This window comes from Pseudogemmobacter sp. W21_MBD1_M6 (genome assembly GCF_052119585.1).
Classification (GTDB): Bacteria; Pseudomonadota; Alphaproteobacteria; order Rhodobacterales; family Rhodobacteraceae; genus JBGQOJ01.
The window spans coordinates 18,485-39,581 of record NZ_JBGQOJ010000024.1 but is presented as its reverse complement, the minus strand read 5'-3'; the positions used below and the strand labels follow the sequence as shown (position 1 = coordinate 39,581).

Below are 21,097 nucleotides of genomic sequence, written 5' to 3'. Positions count from 1 at the left end.
CAGCAGGTGGGGCCATAGCAATGTCGCTGCGGGTATCCATCAATACCCATGACGGCCATCTGCAGCTGCCCCGCAGAGGATTGGCGAAATTGGTATTGGCCGATACCGTGGCGGGCATTGGTCTGGGCATCGGCTTGGGGAAGTATCGCCAACATTCGGGCCCGCCGGTTTTGTTCCGGTGATCGTCCACACGACACCCAGATCCTTGAGGAGGAGGAAACACGATGAGCAATGTAACAATCGAGAATGTCACCGATGTGGTAATCGCGTCGCTTGGCGAGAACGGAGACATCTCCGGGCGCCAGCGCGAGATCATGACGGCGCTGCTGCGTCACCTGCATGGGTTTTGCAAAGACGTTAATCTGCAGCACAGCGAATTCATCGACGCCTGCATGTTCCTTGCCCGCGCTGGCGCGATTTGCGACGACAAGCGTCAGGAATTCATCCTGCTGGGCGATATTCTGGGTGTCGAAGTTTTGTGCGACATGCTGTCAAACCCGGTCGAAGGCAGCGAGAGCGAAGGCACGGTTCTGGGGCCATTCTACCGTGAAAACCCACCCGTTCTGCCAAAGGGGGCCTCGACCGTCCAGACCCATTTCGACAACGAGGAAACAGTTTACTTCGAAGGTTATGTGCGCGACGCCTCCGGTGCGCCGATCGAAGGCGTGACGCTGGATGTCTGGGAGGATGCCCCTAACGGTCTCTACGAGAACCACGATCACAATCAGGCTGATTTCAACCTGCGTGGTCGTTTCGTGACTGACGAAAATGGCCACTATGCCTTCCGCGCTGTCCGCCCGGTGCCCTATCCGATCCCGGACAACGAGACCGCAGGCGAGCTGTTGCGGTACATGGGTCACCATCCGATGCGCCCCGGCCACATGCACTTCATCGTCTCCAGGGACGGCTTTCGCACTTTGGTCAGCCAGATTTACGACTCGAGCAGCGCCTACCTCGACAATGACTCGGTTTTTGCGGTCAAGGACAGCCTTGTGGCCGACTTCAACAAGGCCGGTCCCGATCTCGACACCGATCTGCACGTCAAATTCGACTTTGTTCTGAAGGCAGAGTCGGCAAGCAAAGCAGTCGCCGCCGAGTAACTCCAATATCTCCTGATCAGTACCCCCGCTAAGGCGGGGGTATTTTTTTGCATAACACGCCCTGAACGGGCTATGCTGACGCAGGAGCGGGGGATGTGTTTGTGAACTTCAAGCAGTTGACGTACTTTATAGCCGTGGCCGAAGAACTGCATTTCGGTCGCGCGGCCGAACGACTGGACATGGCGCAACCGCCCTTGTCCCGTCAGATCAAACAAATCGAGGAAGAGCTTGGCGCCTTGCTGTTCAATCGCGGGCGCAATGCGATCACCCTGACACAGGCCGGGTCCAGATTGCTGGAGCGCGGCAAGACCATCCTGCGCGATTTCGAGGACACCAAGCTGGAAGTCAAACGTCTTGGTCAGGGCGCAGAGGGTCGCCTTCGGATCGGGTTTGTCGGGTCATCCACCTTCGGGATCCTGCCAAACATCATCAAATCGTTCCGCGCCAATTACAAGGACATGTCGCTTAGCCTCATTCCGATGAACAATGCGCAACTGCATCGCGCCTTGGTCTCGCGCGAGATTGACGTGGCCTTTGCGCGCCCGGCGCTGAAAGACAGTGAATTCGTGACACGCAAGCTGGGCGAAGAGCCGCTATCGCTCGCCGCGCCGGACACCTTGGAGACCACTTCGCGGGGGGCCGTCAATCTGGCGGAATTGATGGAGCAGAATTTCATCCTCTACCCCGAATATCCGCGCCCAAGCTTTGCCGACTTCGTGCTGGACAGCTGCAAGGATCAGGGTCTGACGATCCGCAACCGTGTTTTCACCATGGACCTGCAAACCGCTCTCAGCCTTGTGGCGATCGGCGAGGGCGTCTGCATCGTGCCTGCCTCGGTCGGATCGGCACATCGCAATGGCGTGCGGTTCCTCAAAATATCGCCGCCGCTGGCCAATACCGAACTTTCACTGAACTACCGTCTGGACGAACAGGGCGTGCATGTCCGCAACTTCGTTCAGATCGCCCAAACGGTTGCGAGAAAGACGATTTAGGGTCGACTTTGAAGGGTGGAAAGATGCGTGCCTTCCTTGCCATAGACTTGCCCGATCCCGTCACCGATGCGCTGGTCGATCTACAGGAAACCCTGCCCCTTGATTGCCAGACACAAGCAGACAATTTCCATCTGACGCTGGCCTTTCTGGGCGAACAGCCAGAACGAATGATCGAAGACATTCACGACGCAATGCGAGAGGTGAACGCCCCGACGTTGGAATTGGAGCTTGCAGGTCTGGACACCTTTGGAGATCCTTACCCAAAGGTGCTGTTTGTCGACGTGGCAAAGAATACTGCGCTTGAACGTCTGCACCACAAGATCCGTGGCGCGATACGCGACGCCGGGCTACAACTTGCAAGGGAACGGTTTCGTCCCCATGTGACGCTGGCCCGTTTCCGGCGCCGGATGCCGCAGGCCGATCTGGAACGGTTGCGGATTTTCTTGCTGCACCATGCGCGTTTCCGATTGGAGCCGATCACCGTCGAGGGCTTTTCGCTTTACCGCTCAATCCTGCACCCCGACGGTGCAATTCACGAAAAGCTTGCCCATTATCCCCTGAAGTGATCAGGCATATCAGACGCCAAGCCACCGATGCTGCGCTTCGGTGTCGGCGCGGATCGCGTCCGGTGTGCCGGTCCAGACCACCTGCCCCTTGCTGACAATGACCACATCGTCAGCAAGCGAGGTGGCAAAACCGAAGTTCTGTTCGACCAATACCATCGACAAACCCGCAGTCCGCAAGTCTTGCAGCTTGTCATGGATCAACTTGACGATGATCGGGGCAAGCCCCTCTGTCGGCTCGTCAAGGATCAGAAGTCGCGGGTTCATCAACAGCGCCCGGGCGATGGCCAGCATCTGCTGCTCGCCGCCCGAAAGCTGCATGCCGCCATTGTCCATCCTCTCCCCCAGACGCGGGAACAGTTCCAGTACGCGGTGCATCGTCCAGCCGTCATCGCCGCCCGGAAATCGCTTTGAGGCAATCTCAAGATTCTCGCGCACGGTTAGCGACGGAAAGATATCGCGCGTTTCGGGAACATAGGCGATGCCTGCCCGTGCAATATCGTAGGGGCGGCGCGGAATCGGTTTGCCGTCAAAAGTCATGGACCCTTCCTTTGTCGGCAAGAGGCCCATGATGGTTTTCAATGTTGTGCTTTTTCCCGCGCCATTTCGTCCGAGGATCGCCAGAACGCGGCCCGGCCCGGCCTTGATTGACATGCCGTATAGCACTTGGGTTTCGCCGTAACCGGATTGTACATCACACAGCTCAAGCATTTTCCCAGCTCCCCAGATAGATTTCCTTCAGCAGGCTAGATCCCCGCGCGGCCTCCGGCAGACCGTCGAACACCACTTCGCCGTAGTTCAGAACGGTGATCGTGTCGGCCACATCAAAGGCCAGATCCATGTCATGCTCGATGATCAACAGGGTCAGGTCGCGTGGCAGATCGTTCAGCAGGTCGTGAAACCCTTTGGACATCTCGGGGCCAACGCCGGACGTCGGCTCGTCCATCAGAATGACCATCGGTTGCGTGGCCAGCGCCACCCCCACCTCTAGCTGGCGACGCACGCCGTAGGACACATCCATGACTCTGGCATGAAGATAGGGCATCAGCCTGACCTGCTCTGCCACCGCCCGGACGATCTCTCGCACTTCGGGTTTGGCCAGACTATCACTCCACATATTGGTAGAGTGGCCGGTTGCGACTGCGGCGGCAAGGCCCAGATTTTCCTCGACGGTCAGACCATCGAACAACGTGTTCTTCTGATAGCTGCGCGAAAGGCCGCGCTTGGCGCGCGCAGCCACATTCAGGCCGGTCACATCCTCGCCCGCCAGATGGATGCTGCCGGCGTCTGACGCCAATTCGCCCACCAACTGGTTGAACAATGTCGTTTTTCCCGCCCCGTTGGGGCCAAGGATCACACGGCGTTCGCCCCGCTCAAGTTTAATAGAGACGTCTTTGGTGACGTGGATTGCGCCAAAACTCTTGGACAGATTGCGTGTCTCAAGCATCGCTCATCACCTCCTTTGGCAGGGCACTCTGAATGCGCCTTTGACGTTTCGCCTCGACCAGATTCTCGACAAAACCGAACAACCCGTTGGCGCGGCTCATCACTACGGCGATCAGGATCACGCCAACGACAAGGTGCCAATAGTTGGTCAGGCTGCTGACTTCGTGCTTCAGCAGAACAAAGGCCACAGCACCGACAAGTGGCCCGACAAGCGTTCCTAGCCCCCCCAGAATAACGACAACCAGCGCCTCGCCTGAAACCGTCCAGGCCAATTGGCCGGGCGAAACAAACATGATGTGCTGCGCCGCGAGGGCCCCGGCCAGACCCGCGATCATACCGGACAGACCAAAGACATCGGCCTTGACCCGCCAGACGTTCAGACCAAGCGCGCGCATACGCTGCTCGTTGTGCATGACCCCCGTCAGACTGCGGCCAAGTCCCGACTGAAGCACAACAACGACAAGCATGTAGCACAGCGCCAGAAGCGCGCCGCAGAACAGAACGAAGGTCGTGCTGTCGCCCAGATCTATGCCCACCATCGAAAGATCAAGCCTTGGAATGCCTGCGAACCCATCGCTGCCGCCAAAGATTGGTGCCTCAAATACAAACGAATAGGCCATCTGCCCAAAAGCCAGCGTGGCCATGATGAAATAGATGCCGTGCGAACGGGCGCAGACTGCCCCGATCACCCAGGCAGCGCCACCGCCGACAGCCACTGCCGCCGCCATGGCAAGAGGTGGGCTAAGCCCCGTTTTAGCCGCCAGAAGGGCATAAGCATAGGCCCCGAGGCCCATCAACGCACCGTGGCAAAGTGAGACCATCCCACCAAAGCCCGCGACCAAATCAAGGGCTAGAACCAACATCGCAAGGATGATGATCTCTGTCAGGATTTCCAACCCGAAATAACTGGCGGTGAAGGCGCGGATCACAAGGACGGCCGTCAGAATGGAAAGTGTTGCATAACGCAGCGGAGTATGACGGAACATCAGGTCATCCTTTCGCGGGGAAAAGGCCCGCCGGCTTGATCACAAGGACCGCAGCAAGCAAGGCATAGATGAGGACAGAGGAGACTTGCGGGAACAGAACCGCGCCAAAGGTTTGCACAAAGCCGTAAATCAACGAGCCGGCAATCGCGCCTTTGAGGCTTCCAAGACCGCCGATCACGATGACAATCAGTGTCGGGATCAGGATTTGCAGACCCATTCCCGGCGATACCGACAAGAGCGGTGCAGCGACCGCGCCGGCAAGACCCGCCAAAGCGCAACCGACGCAAAACACGACAAAGAACATCCTCTCGACATTTATACCAAGACAGGCTGCCATTGCGTCGTTGTCCACGCCCGCGCGGATCATCGCCCCGATCTGGGTGCGGCCGAGAACAAAGGCGAGTATGGCAAGAACCACCCCCCCAAGACAGATGATGAACAGTCGATATGTGGGGTAAGCAACGCCAAGAAGAGCTGATTGACCCGACAGGATCTGCGGCACTTCTGCCGCAAGGGCGATATCGCCCCAGACGATACGGGTCAGATCAAACAATGCGAAAATCAGACCGAAGGTCACCAGCACCTGCGCCATGGGCCCGGATTTTCGCATCCGCTGGATCAACCCGCCATAAAGAACCACCCCAACGGCGGCGACGGCGATCGGTGCCACCAGCAGCCCGAACCAGAACCCGCCGATTGCAGAGGCGCTGGCTGCAAAATACGCACCAAGGGCGTAAAGCGCCCCATGCGCGAGGTTGACGAAATGCATCAACCCGAAAATCACGGTCAACCCGACCGAAAGCAGGAACAGCAGCATCGAAAGTTGCAACGCGTTAAGCGCCTGAAGCACCCAAAAACCGACATCCGTAGTCATCTGAACCTCCTCCGTTCGAGATAGGGATGCAGCCCCGCCCATGTTCGGGCGCGGCTGCGTTTGGCTTATTTCATCACACAGCCGTTTGCCGGATCAGCTTCGGCTGGCAGCGTTGCAAGAACCTTCTGGGTCAGACCGTTGTCACCTGCGACAGTCTCATAGACGTAGATCGGTTGAACCACGTTGTTGGTTGCCGCGTCGATAGACAGGGCACCGCGCGGGCCGTCGAATGTGACCTTCGGCAATGCGGCTGCGATTGTTTCGGCATCGGTTGCGCCAGACTTCACCGCCTCGATCAGGGCGCGGGCAGAGTCGTAGCCCTGCACTGCGAATTCGGACGGCAAGTGGCCATTGGCAGCCTCGAACGCCGTGACGAAGGCGGCGTTGGGGGCATTGTCAAGCGTCGGCACATAGTGCAACGCGGTAATAACCCCTTCGGCTGCGGGGCCTTCGGCCTTGACGTAGAGCGGCGAGGTCAGGAAGCCGGAGCCAAAAAGCGGCAGATCGGCCTTCAGGCCAAAACTGTCATACTGCTTGACGAACGAAATCGCTTCGCCCCCAGCATAGAAGACATAGACGGCATCGGCACCACTGGCCTTTGCCTCGGCAAGGAAGGGACCGAAATCTTCGGTTTTCTGGAACGGAGTGTAGGCTTGGCCGACAACTTCGCCACCAGAAGCCGTGTAAGATGCTGCAAAGGCGTCGATCATCTGATGACCAGCGGCATAATCGGGTGCCAGCGTGTAGACCTTCTTGATGCCCTGATCGAACATCCACCTACCCATGGGGCGGTTGACCTGCATGTTGGAAAAAGACATGCGGATAATGTAGGGGCTGCAGGACTCGCCGGTGGCTTCGTCGTTGCCGGCATTCGCAACGATCAATGGCACTTTCGCTCCGTCAACGACGTCGCGCACCGCCGCCAGAACACCCGAGGACACGACACCGGCGATCACGTCGACTTTGTCCTGCAAGATCAGCTTGCGGGCTTTGCCAAGACCAACACCGGGCGTCACTTCGGTGTCTTCGCGAACAACTTTGAAGGTTGCGTCGGTTTCACCGCCGAATGTCTCCAGTCCCAACTGAAAGCCGGCGTCGATTTCATTGCCGAGTGCGGCGTAGACACCTGAATAGGGCAGCAAAAGGCCGACAGAGATTTCTTCAGCGGTTGCCGTATGAGCGAGAATAGTGGTGGCAAGCCCCACAAGGGTCGCCTTTGTGATCGTTTTCATTGATTCCTCCAGGTTTAAAAAACAGCCGTCCTCTCCGGCCTATCCGAGATCGCCGCCCCCAACCGGCAACACCGTGCCGGTGATATAGGCGGCGTCATCCGACGCCAGAAACAGGATCGCGCCTGCCTGTTCGTCGAGTGTTCCATAGCGCTTCATCAGGCTCGATTGGACCGTCTGATCGACGATCGTCTGATACCAGTCAACGCGCTGTTCTTTGTCTGCGTTGGGATTGCGGGGCACGGCGCGCGGCGGGGCTTCGGTTCCTCCGGGGGCGGTGGCCACCACACGGATGCCGCGCTCTGCGACCTCCCACGCAAGGCTGGCGGTGATCGCGTTCACGCCGCCTTTGGCCGCCGCGTATGGCACACGGTTCAAACCGCGCGTCGCAATGGAAGAGACATTGACGATCACCCCCCGCCCCGCCGCCAGCATCGGTTCAAGTGCTGCGCGGCAGCAATAAAGCGTCGGGAACAACGAGCGCTGCACCTCTGCGTCAATCTCGTGCGGGGCGTAATGCTCAAAGGGTTTTGCCCAGATCGTGCCACCGACGTTGTTGACCAGAACATCAATCTTGCCGAATTTCGCAATCGCATGGTCTATGGCAGCCTTGCAGCCCGTCCACGTTTCAAGATCGACGTTGAGCTCTTCCGCCCGACCGCCTGCGTCTCGAATACCCTGCGCGACGGCAATGCGCATGTCGGATCGGTCCACGATCAGCACCTCGGCACCTTCCGCCGCAGCGCGTTCCGCGACACGCTGGCCGATACCTTGTGCAGCCCCTGTCACGACAAATGTCTTGCTTGCAAACCGTGTCATGCCGCGTCTGCCTTGGTCTCTGTCGGATTGAATTTCTCGAAGTGAAAGCTGGCAGGTTTGACGCCAGCGGCATCCAGATGCTGGCGCACGGCCTCGACCATCGGGGGCGGGCCGCACAGATAAACGTCAACGTCGCCGCCGTTCAGGTCCGCTGTGCTCAAGTGATCTGTCACGAACCCCTTGCGGGCGTGCTCTTCTTCAGCGGCCGCCAGAATGGTAATGACGGTGACATTGCCGATCTTTCCCGCAAGGGCCGACACGCGGTCCAGCTCGACCAGATCGGCGGCACGTGTGACCGCATAGTAAAGCGTGATCGGCTGGTCCGTGCCCTCTGTTGCAACAAGTTCCAGCATCGACAGAAACGGAGCAAGGCCAGTGCCACCAGCCAACCAAAGCTGCGGACGCGCCATCGGGCGAAGATAGAAGGCACCCATCGGTCCCGTCAGATCCACCGCATCGCCGGGTTTGGCCGTTTCGGCAAGCCAGGTGCTCATCAACCCGCCGGGGATATTGCGGATTAGAAACGAGCCATCCTCGCCCGCAGGTCCGGACGAGAAGGAATAGGAGCGGTGCTGCCCCGATCCGGGGATGGAAATATTAACATACTGGCCCGGCAAAAACGCGATCTGCTTTGCTGGTTTCACGCGCAACCCAAAAGAGGTGTCCGACAACCTGTCCACCGCGACCACTTCGGCGCTGACAGTCTCGGCACCGGTTTTGCAGGCCAGCGACGAGGTCGGCACGCGGATCACACAATCACTTTGTGGCATCATCTGGCACGTCAGGACATAGCCCTCTGCGGCCTCGTCCTCGGTCATCGCCTCGTCGAGGTAAAATTCCAGTTCGTACTCGCCTTTTTCGGCAAAGCACTTGCAGGTGCCGCAGACGCCATCACGGCAATCCATCGGGATGTTGATCTTTTGGCGGAAGGCCGCATCGGTGACCTTTTCGTCGTCATCGCAGTCGATGATCCGCGTAACACCGTCCTCGAAGTTTAGCGCGATCTTGTAAGTCATGTCAGATACTCCTCCCCTGTCCGCGCCCCCCCTTCCTCCAGGGTGGCGCGTCGGTCTGTGACTGGGATCCGTCAACCCGGATCAGATGTGATAGACGTCGATAACGTGGTGGATCGTATCGTTTTTCAGGACCACCTTCTTGAAGGTGATCAATGGCTTGTCGCCTGTCGTGTCGATCGTGTAGAACGAAGTGCCCCAGTGCTGGTCCGTCTTGTTGTAACGATAGTTCAACGTGAACCAGTTGAACCGCAGCGTGATTTCACCTTCATTCTGCGACAGCACTTCGATGTTGGATATGTTGTGCGACGTGCGCGGCTCTGGCAACGAGGTGGCCGATGATCGGTCGGTCTTGATCCGAAAAACCCGATCTTCGATCCCCGCCTTGGTCGGATAGTAGATCAGCGACATCTCGTTCAGCGGATCCTCGGTCAGGGTATCGAAATCATCCCAGGCGGGCATCCAGAAGACGCAATCATCGTGGTAAAACGCGAGCCAGTTGTCCCAGTCCCGGTCATCAAGACAACGTGCCTCTCGGAACAGGAATGTCTGGATATCATGATAGCTCAGGACATTTCCTGTGGTGCGTTCCAGCGTTGTTGTGGTCATATCCGTTACTCCGCAGCGATTGGGTTGATTTCGACTTCGGTCCGTTCTTTGGCAACGGCCGCAGTCATACGATCAACCCACTGTTTGTGCTGAACCACGAAAAGCCCCTCGTCCTCGGTTCGTGCGCCCGACAGGATCGGATTCAACCCGATGGCTTTGGCGTCTTCGTCAGGGCCAGTGATCCATTGCGTGGCACCACGGGTCAGATCATTCCATTTGGCAAACCGTGCACCGGCATAGCCGCGCTGGGTTGCACGGAACTCTTCCGTATCGTCGGGTGTTGCCATGCCAGAGGCGTTGAAGAAATCCTCGTACTGGCGGATCCGCAAGGTCCGAGCAGTCTGATCTTCGCCCTTCGGTGCGATGCAGTAGATCGTGACTTCGGTTTTATCGACGCTGATAGGACGGAACACGCGCAACTGGCTGGAAAACTGGTCCATCAGAAACAGGTTGGGATAAAGGCACAGATTGCGGAGATACCCGATCATCCAGTCGGCCTTGGCCTGACCGTATTTCTCGACCAGCTCCTCGCGGCGCGGTGCCAACGGGCGGTTAGTCGGATCGGCCCAGACGGTCCAAAGCAAGAGGTGACCATTCTCGAAGCTGTAAAAGCCACCCTTTTGCTTGTTCCACTTCGAGGCATCGACAGCCTTGATCTTGTCTTCTTTCTCTTCGCCGCGATGCGATGTCGTGGCGACATAATTCCAGTGGACAGCGCTGACGTGATAACCGTCGGCCCCGTTTTCAGCCTGAAGTTTCCAGTTGCCATCGTAGGTATACGTGGACGAGCCGCGCAGAACCTCGAGCCCCTCGTCGGACTGGTCGGCAACCATGTCGATCATGGTCTTGGCTTCACCCAGATAGTCGGACAGCGATGACACGTCTTTGTTCAGCGATCCGAACAGGAAGCCACGGTAGCTTTCAAACCTGGCGACCTTGGTCAGGTCATGGCTGCCGTCGCAGTCAAACTGCTCGGGGTAGCCTGCACCCTTGGGGTCTTTGACTTTCAGCAGCTTGCCGGTATTCGCGAAGGTCCAGCCGTGAAACGGGCAGGTGAACGTTGCCTTGTTCTGCCGCTTGAACCGGCACAGCATCGCGCCTCGATGCGAACAAGAATTGACCAGAGCATGCAGCTCGCCTGTCTTGTCACGAGTGATGACGATCGGCGTGCGGCCCATATGGGTGGTGAAATAGTCGTTGTTGTTCGGGATCTGGCTTTCGTGGGCAAGGTAAATCCAGTTGCCCTCGAAGATGTGCTTCATCTCAAGCTCGAACAGTTCTTCATCCGTGAACATATCGCGGCGCGCCCGGAAAATACCGTTTTCCGGGTCGTCCTGCACCATGCCGTCAAGGCGGCGATCCAGTTCATCAAGAGCGGTGAGTGTAAACATTTGTCTTTCCTCCTCCAATGGTCCGGCGACAGGCGCGCGAACCGAAATTCCTAGATTTTTGCGCCGACAACATGCAGGCTTTTGCTGCGGTCGCGCCGATAGAATTCGACCTTCTCCGGGTCGACTGTCACGCCCAGTCCCGGCCCGTCTGGCAGGTGAACATTGAAATCGTGATATGCGATCGGAGTTGCCAGGATCTCCTCCTTGAACAACAACGGCCCGAACAGCTCTGTCCCCCATTCGAGCGTCGGGATCGTCGAGAACAGTTGCAGCGCGGCTGCAGTGCCGACGCCGGCCTCCAACATAGTGCCCGCGTACAGTCCGATATTGGCCGCCTGTGCGATGGCGATCACCTCGCTCGCCCGCTTCAGTCCGCCCGATTGTGCGATTTTCACGGCAAACACATCGGCGGAACGATCGGCTGCAACATGCATCGCATCCTCCGGCCCCTGCAGCGCCTCGTCCGCCATCACGGCGATTTCGTAGCTGTCTGTCAGAGATTTGAGCGCCTGGGTATAACGGGCACGGATCGGCTGCTCGACCAGATCGACGCCGATCTCCTGCAAACCCGCCAGACCCCAGCGGGCATCAGCCACGTTCCACGCCTGATTGACATCGACGCGAATGCTGCCCTTGTCGCCCACAGCCTGCTTGATCGCGGCGACATGTGCAATGTCGTCCTTGACCGCACGCTTACCGATCTTGAGCTTGAAGATGTTGTGACGCCGCGCCGCGATCATCTCCAGCGCCTCGGTGATATCGGTCTGCGAATTGCCGCTGGCCAGCGTCCAGGCGACAGGCATCTCGGTGCGAACCGACCCGCCGAACAACTGCGCAACCGAAACGTTCAACCGCCGCGCCAGACCGTCCCAAAGGGCTGTTTCAACGGCGCAACGGGCAATCGGGTTGCCCCGCACCATCTTTTGAACGAGGTCGATAACCGCATTGATATTGTTGCCCTCCAACCCTTCGATGGCAGGAGCAATATAGGCGTCGATGGCAAGTTTGATGCTTTCCGGGCTTTCAGCTCCATAGCTCAATCCGCCGATGGATGTCCCTTCGCCCAAACCCTCGGAGCCGTCGGCAAACTTTACCCGCACCAGAACGATCGACTGCATCATCATCGTCGTCATCGACAGGACATGACCCCGAATGGTCGGAATGTCGATAATGCTCGTTTCAATCCGCTCGATCTTGGCCATTGGTTCTACCATTTCCACAAGTAATCCGATGACTTGTTTATGCAGAACCGGGGCCACAACTGTCGATAACTGCCACGGTCTTGGTTGATACCCTTTTGCGATGCGATTGCGACCAAAGCCACCGCTGCTCGGCGAGAGAAATCCTCGCTGCAGGACCGACTTGGCGGCCGACGGTTCCGAGGAAGGACACTAAATCAATCCGAGTGAGGGTCACACCACAGCCAGGTGCCCCGCAGCACCAGTAACGATGATGACGCCTTCGGCGAGGATATTTTTACCAAGAAGAACTGGCAGGTCAGTCGGCAAGACGCGCCTGAACCTGCTGCATAAAGTCCTCGCCGCGTTTTTCGAAGTTCGGATATTGGTCGAAACTTGCTGCGGCCGGGGCCAGCAACACCGTCTCGCCCGCCTGCGCGTCAGAGGCGGCAAGATCGACGGCCCGGGCCATTGTCTCGCAGATCTCATAGGGGGTGTCGCCCAGTTGCAGCGCGAAATCACGTGCGGAATGGCCAATGAGATAGGCTTTCACCACCGATCCCAAATGCGGCTTCAGCGCCTCGATGCCGCCATCCTTGCCCAGCCCCCCCGCAATCCAGCGGATGCCGGTGAAGGCTTGCAGCGCCTTTGCCGCACTGTCGACGTTTGTTGCCTTGCTGTCGTTCACATAGCTGACGCCGGCTTTTTCCGCGACGCGCTGGCTACGGTGCGGCAGACCTTCAAAGCTGTGGAATGCGGTCTCGATCGTGCGCGGTGCGATCCCCAGAGCGCGACAGGCGGCATAGGCGGAACAGGCGTTCTGGTGGTTGTGGGTTCCAGGCAGGCCGCGCACCTCTCGCAGGTCGATGCTGCCGGTTTGTCGGCCCTTGCGATATTCGGACAGGAAGCCCTTGCGGGCAAAGACGGTCCAGCCCGCATCGGTCAGCTTCCGCTCGACCGAAACGCGGATCACGCGGTCATCTTCGGGGACTTCGGCCAGTTGGTTGGCCAGATAGCGCCCTTCGTTTTCATCCACGCCGATCACGGCGCGGTCGGGCCCGCCCTCGGCGAACAGGCGGCGTTTGGCCGCGAAATAGCCGCCCATGCCACCGTGGCGGTCCAAATGGTCCGGGGATAGATTGGTGAACACTGCCACATCGGGCGTCAATGCCCGGGCAAGGTCGGTCTGATATGACGACAGTTCCAGCACGATCACCTCGCCATCGCGGGCGGGGTCCATATCCAACACACCGCGCCCGATATTGCCCGCAAGCTGGGTGGGGCGACCGGCGACGGTCAGAATGTGATGGATCAGGGCGCTGGTGGTGGATTTTCCGTTGGAGCCGGTCACGCAGATCACGCGGGGTGCGGTTTCGAAATCCTCGAATTCATATGTCGCAAAGGACCGGAAAAACAGGCCGATGTCATTGTCCACCGGCACGCCTGCATCCCATGCGGCCGCGATCACCTTGTTCGGTTCTGGATAAAGATGCGGAATACCGGGAGAGACAATCAGGGCGGCAACGCCATCCCACGCGCCGGCGCGCATCGGGTCGTGCGGCACAAAGCCTTCGGCCTCGGCCTTGTCGCGGGCCTCGATGCTGTCATCCCAGACCAGCGGCTCTGCCCCGCCGTCACGTAACGCGCGGGCGGTGGCAAGGCCAGAGCGGCCAAGGCCCAGAACAGCAACCTTGCAGTCTTCGAAACCAAGAACGGGGATCATTTAGCGGACCTTCAATGTGGCAAGACCGATCAGAGCAAGGATCAGCGAGATGATCCAGAACCGGATCACGATCTGCGGCTCTTTCCAGCCCTTCTTTTCATAGTGGTGGTGGATTGGCGCCATCAGGAACACCCGCTTGCCGGTGCGCTTGAAATAGCCGACCTGAATGATCACGCTCAGGGCCTCGACCACGAACAGGCCACCGACAATCGCCAGCACGATCTCGTGCTTTGTACTGACCGCGATTGCGCCCAATGCGCCGCCAAGCGCCAGAGACCCCGTATCGCCCATGAACACCGCGGCGGGCGGCGCGTTATACCACAAAAAGCCCAAGCCCCCCCCGATCAGCCCGGCGCTGAACACAAGGATCTCGCCGGTGCCGGGCACATAGTGGATGTCCAGATATTCGGAAAAATTCACGTTGCCGACGAAATAGGCGATGATGCCCAGCGTCCCCGAAGCGATCATCACCGGCATGATCGCAAGCCCGTCCAGACCGTCCGTCAGGTTCACCGCATTGGCGGCGCCCACGATCACGACCATCGCGAAGGGAATAAACAAAAACCCGAGGTTCAAGAGCGCCGTCTTGAAGACCGGAAAGGCCAGTTGGTGGGTCAGATCCGCCGGATGATAGACTGAGGCCCAATAGGCCGCGATGGCGGCAATCAACAGCCCGAGGCCAAAGCGGATCTTGCCCGACACGCCTTTGGTATTATTTTTCGTCACCTTGGCGTAGTCATCCGCAAAGCCGATCGCGCCAAACCCCATGGTCACAAACAGGATCAGCCAGACAAAGGGGCTGTCCAGACGCGCCCAGAGCAGCGTGGAGACCAGAATGGCGGCAAGGATCAACACACCGCCCATCGTCGGCGTGCCCGCCTTGGCAAAATGCCCCTCGGGGCCGTCATCGCGGATTGGCTGACCATGGGTCTGGCGGCGGCGCAACAAATTGATCAGTGGAAGGCCAAAGACAAAGCCGAAGACGAGCGCGGTAAAGAATGCGCCGCCCGCGCGGAATGTGATGTAGCGGAACAGGTTGAAAAAATCGCCCCCATCCGAAAAGGTCGTCAACCAGTAAAGCATTTACTCTGTCCCTCTTTGATCACTTTGCGCGGGATGGCCCAATTTGCGGATCGCGTCAACGACAAGGCTGACTTTGCTGCCCTTGGAGCCTTTGACAAGGATCACATCGCCCGCATCGACGATGGAATGGGCGCGCGCCGCCAATTTGGGGGCGCTGTCGAACCACAAGCCGCGCTTGGTGTCCGGCAGCGCCTCATAAAGGGCGCGCATCAGGGGGCCTGCACAATGCACCAACTGGATATTCTTCATCGCGGGCAAGGCCGCGATATCGGCGTGCAATTCCACCTCGTTCGTTCCAAGTTCCAGCATATCCCCCAGAATGGCGATCCGCCGGCCGCTATCATACCGGCCAAGCCCGTCGGTTGTTCTGGCAGCGGCCAGAACCTCGAGGCTGGCGGCCATCGAGGCGGGGTTGGCGTTGAACGCGTCGTCGATCAGGTCGAAGGTCATGTGGTCATCGACAATATCCATCGCCAGCCGTTCGCGGGTGCCGCGCCCTGCCGGCGGCGACCATTGCCCCAAAGCGCACAGCGCGCGGGCGCGATCCGCCCCAAGGGCGGTGGCTGCGGCGATCACGCCAAGCCCGTTGACCGCGAAATGCCTGCCGGGGGTCGAGACCTTCAGCAACATCGGCGTGCGCCAGGCGCGGGCGCGGGCGACGGTGCTCGACTCGCCCTGCGTCAGTTCAAGAATGCGGTGGTGGTTGCTGGCGCCCATCCCGAAGGTAACGATCCTGGCCCCTGCCTTTTTTGCCGCAGCAACCAGCAGCGGCGTGGTGTCCAGATCGCCGTTGATGATGGCGATGCCCTTCGGCTCCAGTCCCTCGAAAATCGCGGCTTTTTCACGGGCGATGCCCTCGACGTTCTCGAACGCCTCCAGATGGGCGGCGGCGACGGTGGTGATCATCGCCACATGGGGGCGGCACATGCGGACCAGCGGCGCGATCTCTCCGGGGTGGTTCATGCCGATCTCGAGCACGGCGAAATCGGCGTCTGCCGGCATCCGCGCAAGGGTAAGGGGCACACCCCAGTGGTTGTTAAAGCTTTTCTCGGCGGCATGCACCTTGCCCTGACGCCCCAAAACCGCGCGCAGCATTTCCTTGGTCGAGGTCTTGCCGACCGATCCGGTCACGGCAATCACTTTGGCGCGGGTGCGGGCGCGGGAATGGATGCCCATCCGCTCCAGCGCCGGCAGAACATCGTCGACCAGCAACAGCGGCGCATCGGCAGGAACCCCGTCGGGTATGCGGCTGACCAGCGCGGCAGACGCCCCGGCAGCCAGCGCCTGTGCGACAAAATCATGCCCGTCGCGAATGTCCTTCAGTGCCACGAACAGATCACCCGGCGCAATTTCGCGCGTGTCGATCGAAACGCCGTTTGCAACCCAGGCCGCCGTTGCGCGCCCCCCCGCGGCCCGCGCCGCGTCATCCGATGTCCAAAGAGCCGTCATGCCAGATGTCCGTCCAGTGCAGCCACCGCAACGCTGGCCTGTTCCACATCGTCAAAGGGGAAAACGTCATCGCCGACGACCTGCCCGGTTTCGTGCCCCTTGCCCGCGATCAGCAGGGCGTCGCCCGGCTGCAACGCGTCCACGCCGCGCAGGATCGCCTCGGCGCGGTCGCCGACCTCTGTGGCGTCGGGGCACCCCTCTATCACCATGGCGCGGATATCGGCGGGGCGCTCGGACCGGGGGTTGTCGTCGGTGACGATGACCACATCGGCATGGGCGTCAGCGGCAGCACCCATCAGCCTGCGTTTGCTTGTGTCGCGGTCACCGCCTGCGCCGAACACCACAATCAGGCGTCCCATCACATGCGGGCGCAACGCGGTCAGCGCGGTTTCCAGCGCGTCGGGCGTATGGGCGTAATCGACAAAGACTGCCGCGCCGTTTTCGCGTGTCGCCGCGTGCTGCATCCGGCCCCGCACGGTTGTCAGTTGCGGCAGAATCTGGAACACCCGCATGGGATCGGCGCCGCAGGCAATGGCCAGCCCGACGGCAATCATGATGTTTTCCGCCTGAAAACCGCCGATCAGCTTCAGGCGCACCTGATGGATGTTCCCGGCCCATCCGAACCGAAGATCCTGCCCTGTGGCGTCAAACCGCTGGCCGTGAATGCGCAAATCGCATTCGGGGCCGGACCCGACGGTCAACAGGTCCTGTCCCCGCTCCAGCGCGATTTCGGCCATGTCCAGCCCGCGCGGGTCGTCCATGTTGATGACGGCGGTGCCCTCTTCCGGCAACACCCTCTCGAACAGGCCGGCCTTGGCGTTGAAGTAATCCTCGAAGGTGGCGTGATAGTCGAGATGGTCTTGCGTGAAATTCGTGAACGCCGCGGCCATCAGGCGCACACCGTCAAGACGGCGCTGTTCCAGCCCGTGACTTGAAGCCTCCATCGCGGCATGGGTCACACCGGCACCCGCGATCTGCGCCAGAACTCTGTGCAGGGTGATCGGTTCGGGGGTGGTGTGGTTCAGCGGGGCCTCGAATGCGCCCTCGACCCCGGTGGTGCCCAGATTGACGGCGGAAATATCCAGAAGCATCCATATCTGGCGGGTAAAGGTCGCCACAGAGGTCTTGCCGTTTGTGCCGGTGACGGCCACCATGACATCGGGCTGCGCGCCGAACCAAAGCGCCGCGGCATAGGCCAGCGCCTGACGCGGATCTTCGGCGATTACGACGGGGATATTCGCCTTGTCCAGATCATTGCGCGCCAGGATCGCACCCTCCCTGTCGGTTAGGACAGATCCGGCCCCCATGCGAATGGCGTATTTGATGAATTCGGCACCGTGAACCCGCGATCCGGGAAGCGCCGCAAACAGATGCCCCGGCTTTGTCAGGCGGCTGTCAACGGACAGCCCCGTAACCTGCGCCTCGCGTCCGCCGCTTGCGGTCAGGCCAAGTGCTGCCAATGATGTCCCTAGTGCCGCGCTTGCCATGATATTCCCGTCCGAGTCCTAGTTGCTGGTAAGTGTTACCTCAACTGGGACCAAAGGTTCAATCTGTGGTCTCAAGCCAAGAAGCGGTGCCATGCGGCGGATCATCTCTGCCGCGACGGGAACCGCTGTCCAACCGGCAGTGCGCCGCGGCTCTTTGCCGGAATTCTCGGATGGCTCGTCCAGCGTCACGATCAGCACGTATTTAGGATCGTTGGCCGGAAAGACCGAGGCAAAGGTGGCGATCACCTTGTCTTTGTAATAGCCGCCGCCGTTTTCCTTCGGCTTGTCGGCGGTGCCGGTCTTGCCGCCCACCATATAGCCCTTGACCTCGCCGAAGCTGGCAGTGCCGCGCGTAACCACAGCCCGCAGCATGTCCCGCGCCACGGCCGACGTGTTCTCTGACACCACACGGTCGCCGTTCTGGCGCGCGTTCTGCTTCAGCAGCGTCGGTTTGATCCGCGTGCCGCCGTTCAGAATTGTCGCATAGGCGCTGGCCAGATGCAGCGGGCTGGCAGACAGGCCATGCCCGTAAGAGATGGTCATCGTCGACAGTTCTGACCATTGACGGGGGGTCAGCGGTTTACTGCCTGCCGCCTCGACCAGTTCGACCTGCGTCGGCTCCAGCAGGCCCAGCTTACCCAGGAATTGCTGCTGCCGCTCTGCGCCGATCTGCATTGCAATCCGGGCGGTGCCGATGTTCGAGGATTCAACGATGACATCCGTCACCGAAAGTTCCGGCCCGTAGTTATGAAAGTCACGGATGCGGAATTTGCCCCAGGTCAACGGCCCTTTGGTGTTGATCATTGTCGTCGGGCTGACCAGCTTCTCCTCGAGCGCCTGTGACACCGCGAAAATCTTGAAGGTAGAGCCAAGTTCGTACAGGCCCTGCACCGCACGGTTGAACAGCGGGCTGTCCGACGCATCACCCTTGGTCGCAATGGGCGGGCGGGTGTTGGGGTCGAAATCGGGAAGCGAGATCATAGTGACAATCTCGCCCGTATGCACATCCATCAAAACTGCGGCGGCGCCTTTGGCGTTCATCAGTTTCATGCCGGAATAAAGGACGCTGCGCGCGGCGGACTGCACGGTCAGGTCGATAGACAGTTGCAGCGGGCGCCCCTCTTCGGCGGGGTCGCGCAGAAAACCGTCAAAGGCTTTCTCGACCCCTGCGGTCCCGATCACCTCTGCCGAATGAACCCCTTCGCGCCCGAAGGACGCGCCGCCCAGAATATGCGCAGCCAGCTTGCCGTTGGGGTAAAGGCGCATCTCGCGCGGGCCGAACATCAAGCCGGGATCGCCGATATCATGGACCAGTTGCTTTTGCTCGGGGCTAAGCTTTTTCTTGATCCACAGGAACTTGCGCGGACTTTCGAACTGCTTCAGCAGCGTTTCTTCTTTCAGGTCCGGGAAAATCAGCGCCAGTTCCCTGGCCACTTTTGCCTTGTCGATCATGATCGGCGGCTGCGCATACAGGGAATGCGTGGTCAGGTTCGTGGCAAGGATACGACCGTTTCTGTCAACGATATCAGACCGCTGCGCAAGAATTGCGGCACCGCTGGCGGCGGCCTGCGGTTCTTCTGGTTCTGATGCGGACAACAGGCTCATGCGGGCGCCGACAACCGTGAAGGCGCAGAAAAAGAACACGCCCAGCACAAGAAGACGCCCCTCGGCACGAAGCCGCGAGCGGTCGCGCATGTCCTCGTGGCGCAAGCGGATATTCTCGCGTTCGATGGCGTCGGGGTTCTCGCCCTTGCTTCGGGCGGCCAGAATGCGGGCCAGAGGGCGAAGCGGTGTGCGGATCATAGCGGTTCCTCCAGCGTTCCCATCACATCCACAGGATCGGTGACCGGCAACATCGGCGGCGCCGGAAACGAGACCTGATCAATATTGCCGAACTGCTCTGGCATCAGGGGCAACAGGCCCAGCCGGTCAAAGTTGATCTCGGCCAGTTCGCGCAGGCGCTCCGGTCTGTTCAGATAGGCCCATTCGGCACGCAAAACGGCCGCCAATTCATGCTGTTCGCCGATCTGGCGTTGCAGGGCACCGACGTCCTTCAGGGCCTGCTGTGTCTTGTAGTTTTCCTGATAGGCCCAAAAAGCCAACCCCATGACGGCAAGTGCTGACAGGACGTAAAACAGGCTACGCATGGGACCGATGTCCTTTGTCCGGAATGCTGGGCATGCCAATCGCATCGCGATCAACGGGGGTCGCGGGGGCATCCGTGCGGACACCCACGCGCAGCTTGGCAGAGCGTGATCTGGGGTTTTCCGCCAGTTCTTCGTCATCGGCAACAATGGCGCGGCGGGTCAACAGCCTGAACGGGGCCGCCGCCTCGACGGTTTCGGGTGCATAGCGGTTGGCCCGCCCCGCCCCGCCGGATGTCACCGCGAAAAACCGTTTCGCAATGCGGTCCTCGATCGAATGAAAGGTCACGACAGCCAGCTTGCCACCCGGTTTCAGCGCGCGCATCGCGGCCTCCAGCCCGCGGGCAAGTTCGGCGTATTCATCGTTCACCGCGATGCGGATCGCCTGGAAACTGCGCGTCGCAGGATGGCTTTGGCCCGGCTTGGGGCGCGGCAGGCACCGCTCTACAATCCCCGCCAGACGCGCGGTTGTTTCAATCGGCGCATCGCCGCGCGCCGCAATGATCGTGCGGGCGATGCGGCGCGAGGCGCGCTCTTCGCCGTAATGATACAGGATGTCGGCCAGCGTCGCCTCGTCTGCGGTGTTTACCAGATCGGCGGCACTTGGGCCATCCTGGCTCATTCGCATGTCCAGCGGCCCGTCGCGCATGAAAGAAAAGCCGCGGTCGGGCTGGTCCAGCTGCATGGACGACACCCCAAGATCCAGCACCACACCATCAAGCGGCGCGTCGGTATATTCGTCCAGCTTTCCGAACGTGCCCTGTACCAGTGTCAGCCGGTCGCCGTATTCGTCGGCCCAGTCTTTGGCCATCTCGAACACCGCCGGATCGCGGTCAACACCGATAACACGGTCGGCGCCCGCCGCCAGCAGCCCACGCGTATAGCCACCGGCCCCGAACGTCCCGTCCAGCCACAGGCCGGTGATGGGGGCGCAGGTCGCCAGAATGGGGCGCAGCAATACGGGAATATGGGGGGCTGCGTCGGGCGTTTCGCGGGCTGGTCCAGCCATTG

The 21,097-nt window shown here is 60.1% G+C and carries 20 protein-coding genes; 3 read left to right on the top strand and 17 right to left on the bottom strand.

Features of this window, described 5'->3' with window-relative positions:
* Positions 1-224: 224 nt before the first annotated feature.
* The 3 genes from ACEN2R_RS17370 to thpR all read left to right on the top strand — a co-directional run bounded on the left by ACEN2R_RS17370 (position 225) and on the right by thpR (position 2,658).
* Positions 225-1,100 (top strand): dioxygenase family protein, encoded by an 876-nt coding sequence (locus tag ACEN2R_RS17370; protein ID WP_442043950.1) that lies wholly within the window; start codon positions 225-227, stop codon positions 1,098-1,100.
* Between the two features lie 95 nt (positions 1,101-1,195).
* Positions 1,196-2,092 carry a LysR family transcriptional regulator gene (locus ACEN2R_RS17365; RefSeq protein ID WP_442043949.1) on the top strand — a complete coding sequence of 299 codons (897 nt, stop codon included), beginning with the start codon at positions 1,196-1,198 and terminating at the stop codon, positions 2,090-2,092.
* A 23-nt stretch (positions 2,093-2,115) separates the two neighbouring features.
* Positions 2,116-2,658, top strand: coding sequence for an RNA 2',3'-cyclic phosphodiesterase (gene thpR / locus ACEN2R_RS17360; protein ID WP_442043948.1), 543 nt, complete (start codon positions 2,116-2,118; stop codon positions 2,656-2,658).
* 9 nt (positions 2,659-2,667) lie between these two features.
* Here thpR and ACEN2R_RS17355 read toward each other — a convergent pair whose 3' ends face one another.
* The 17 genes from ACEN2R_RS17355 to rsmH form a co-directional block, all read right to left on the bottom strand.
* On the bottom strand, positions 2,668-3,366 hold the full coding sequence (locus tag ACEN2R_RS17355) for an ABC transporter ATP-binding protein (RefSeq protein WP_442043947.1): 699 nt from the start codon (positions 3,364-3,366) through the stop codon (positions 2,668-2,670).
* Positions 3,359-4,102 carry an ABC transporter ATP-binding protein gene (locus ACEN2R_RS17350; protein ID WP_442043946.1) on the bottom strand — a complete coding sequence of 248 codons (744 nt, stop codon included), beginning with the start codon at positions 4,100-4,102 and terminating at the stop codon, positions 3,359-3,361. The genes ACEN2R_RS17355 and ACEN2R_RS17350 overlap by 8 nt, the downstream gene beginning before the upstream one ends.
* Positions 4,095-5,087: a branched-chain amino acid ABC transporter permease gene (locus ACEN2R_RS17345; RefSeq protein WP_442043945.1), complete on the bottom strand. Its 993-nt coding sequence runs from the start codon at positions 5,085-5,087 to the stop codon at positions 4,095-4,097. Before ACEN2R_RS17345 ends, ACEN2R_RS17350 begins: the two co-directional genes overlap by 8 nt.
* 4 nt (positions 5,088-5,091) lie before the next feature.
* Positions 5,092-5,961 carry a branched-chain amino acid ABC transporter permease gene (locus ACEN2R_RS17340; RefSeq protein ID WP_442043944.1) on the bottom strand — a complete coding sequence of 290 codons (870 nt, stop codon included), beginning with the start codon at positions 5,959-5,961 and terminating at the stop codon, positions 5,092-5,094.
* A 65-nt stretch (positions 5,962-6,026) separates the two neighbouring features.
* Entirely contained in the window at positions 6,027-7,193 is a 1,167-nt protein-coding gene (locus tag ACEN2R_RS17335) for an ABC transporter substrate-binding protein (protein WP_442043943.1), read from the bottom strand.
* Positions 7,194-7,232: 39 nt separating this feature from the next.
* Positions 7,233-8,009 carry a benzoate diol dehydrogenase BenD gene (gene benD / locus ACEN2R_RS17330; protein WP_442043942.1) on the bottom strand — a complete coding sequence of 259 codons (777 nt, stop codon included), beginning with the start codon at positions 8,007-8,009 and terminating at the stop codon, positions 7,233-7,235.
* Positions 8,006-9,025, bottom strand: coding sequence for a benzoate 1,2-dioxygenase electron transfer component BenC (benC, locus tag ACEN2R_RS17325; RefSeq protein ID WP_442043941.1), 1,020 nt, complete (start codon positions 9,023-9,025; stop codon positions 8,006-8,008). The genes benD and benC overlap by 4 nt, the downstream gene beginning before the upstream one ends.
* An 81-nt stretch (positions 9,026-9,106) precedes the next feature.
* The gene (gene benB, locus ACEN2R_RS17320; protein ID WP_442043940.1) at positions 9,107-9,631 is read right to left on the bottom strand and encodes a benzoate 1,2-dioxygenase small subunit; all 525 of its coding nucleotides are present in this window, start codon (positions 9,629-9,631) and stop codon (positions 9,107-9,109) included.
* 5 nt (positions 9,632-9,636) lie between these two features.
* Positions 9,637-11,022: a benzoate 1,2-dioxygenase large subunit gene (gene benA / locus ACEN2R_RS17315; RefSeq protein WP_442043939.1), complete on the bottom strand. Its 1,386-nt coding sequence runs from the start codon at positions 11,020-11,022 to the stop codon at positions 9,637-9,639.
* A gap of 50 nt (positions 11,023-11,072) precedes the next feature.
* The gene (locus ACEN2R_RS17310; protein ID WP_442043938.1) at positions 11,073-12,224 is read right to left on the bottom strand and encodes a muconate/chloromuconate family cycloisomerase; all 1,152 of its coding nucleotides are present in this window, start codon (positions 12,222-12,224) and stop codon (positions 11,073-11,075) included.
* A 295-nt stretch (positions 12,225-12,519) separates the two neighbouring features.
* Positions 12,520-13,923, bottom strand: a complete 1,404-nt coding sequence (gene murD / locus ACEN2R_RS17305) for a UDP-N-acetylmuramoyl-L-alanine--D-glutamate ligase (protein ID WP_442043937.1) — start codon at positions 13,921-13,923, stop codon at positions 12,520-12,522.
* Positions 13,924-15,006 (bottom strand): phospho-N-acetylmuramoyl-pentapeptide-transferase, encoded by a 1,083-nt coding sequence (mraY, locus tag ACEN2R_RS17300; RefSeq protein ID WP_442043936.1) that lies wholly within the window; start codon positions 15,004-15,006, stop codon positions 13,924-13,926.
* Positions 15,007-16,455, bottom strand: coding sequence for a UDP-N-acetylmuramoyl-tripeptide--D-alanyl-D-alanine ligase (locus ACEN2R_RS17295; RefSeq protein ID WP_442043935.1), 1,449 nt, complete (start codon positions 16,453-16,455; stop codon positions 15,007-15,009).
* Entirely contained in the window at positions 16,452-17,942 is a 1,491-nt protein-coding gene (locus ACEN2R_RS17290; RefSeq protein WP_442043934.1) for a UDP-N-acetylmuramoyl-L-alanyl-D-glutamate--2,6-diaminopimelate ligase, read from the bottom strand. Before ACEN2R_RS17290 ends, ACEN2R_RS17295 begins: the two co-directional genes overlap by 4 nt.
* Before the next feature lie 18 nt (positions 17,943-17,960).
* Complete coding sequence (locus tag ACEN2R_RS17285; protein WP_442043933.1) at positions 17,961-19,745, bottom strand: peptidoglycan D,D-transpeptidase FtsI family protein; 1,785 nt, start codon at positions 19,743-19,745, stop codon at positions 17,961-17,963.
* Positions 19,742-20,089 (bottom strand): cell division protein FtsL, encoded by a 348-nt coding sequence (gene ftsL / locus ACEN2R_RS17280; protein WP_442043932.1) that lies wholly within the window; start codon positions 20,087-20,089, stop codon positions 19,742-19,744. The genes ACEN2R_RS17285 and ftsL overlap by 4 nt, the downstream gene beginning before the upstream one ends.
* Positions 20,082-21,095 carry a 16S rRNA (cytosine(1402)-N(4))-methyltransferase RsmH gene (gene rsmH, locus ACEN2R_RS17275; RefSeq protein ID WP_442043931.1) on the bottom strand — a complete coding sequence of 338 codons (1,014 nt, stop codon included), beginning with the start codon at positions 21,093-21,095 and terminating at the stop codon, positions 20,082-20,084. The genes ftsL and rsmH overlap by 8 nt, the downstream gene beginning before the upstream one ends.
* Positions 21,096-21,097: the final 2 nt, after the last annotated feature.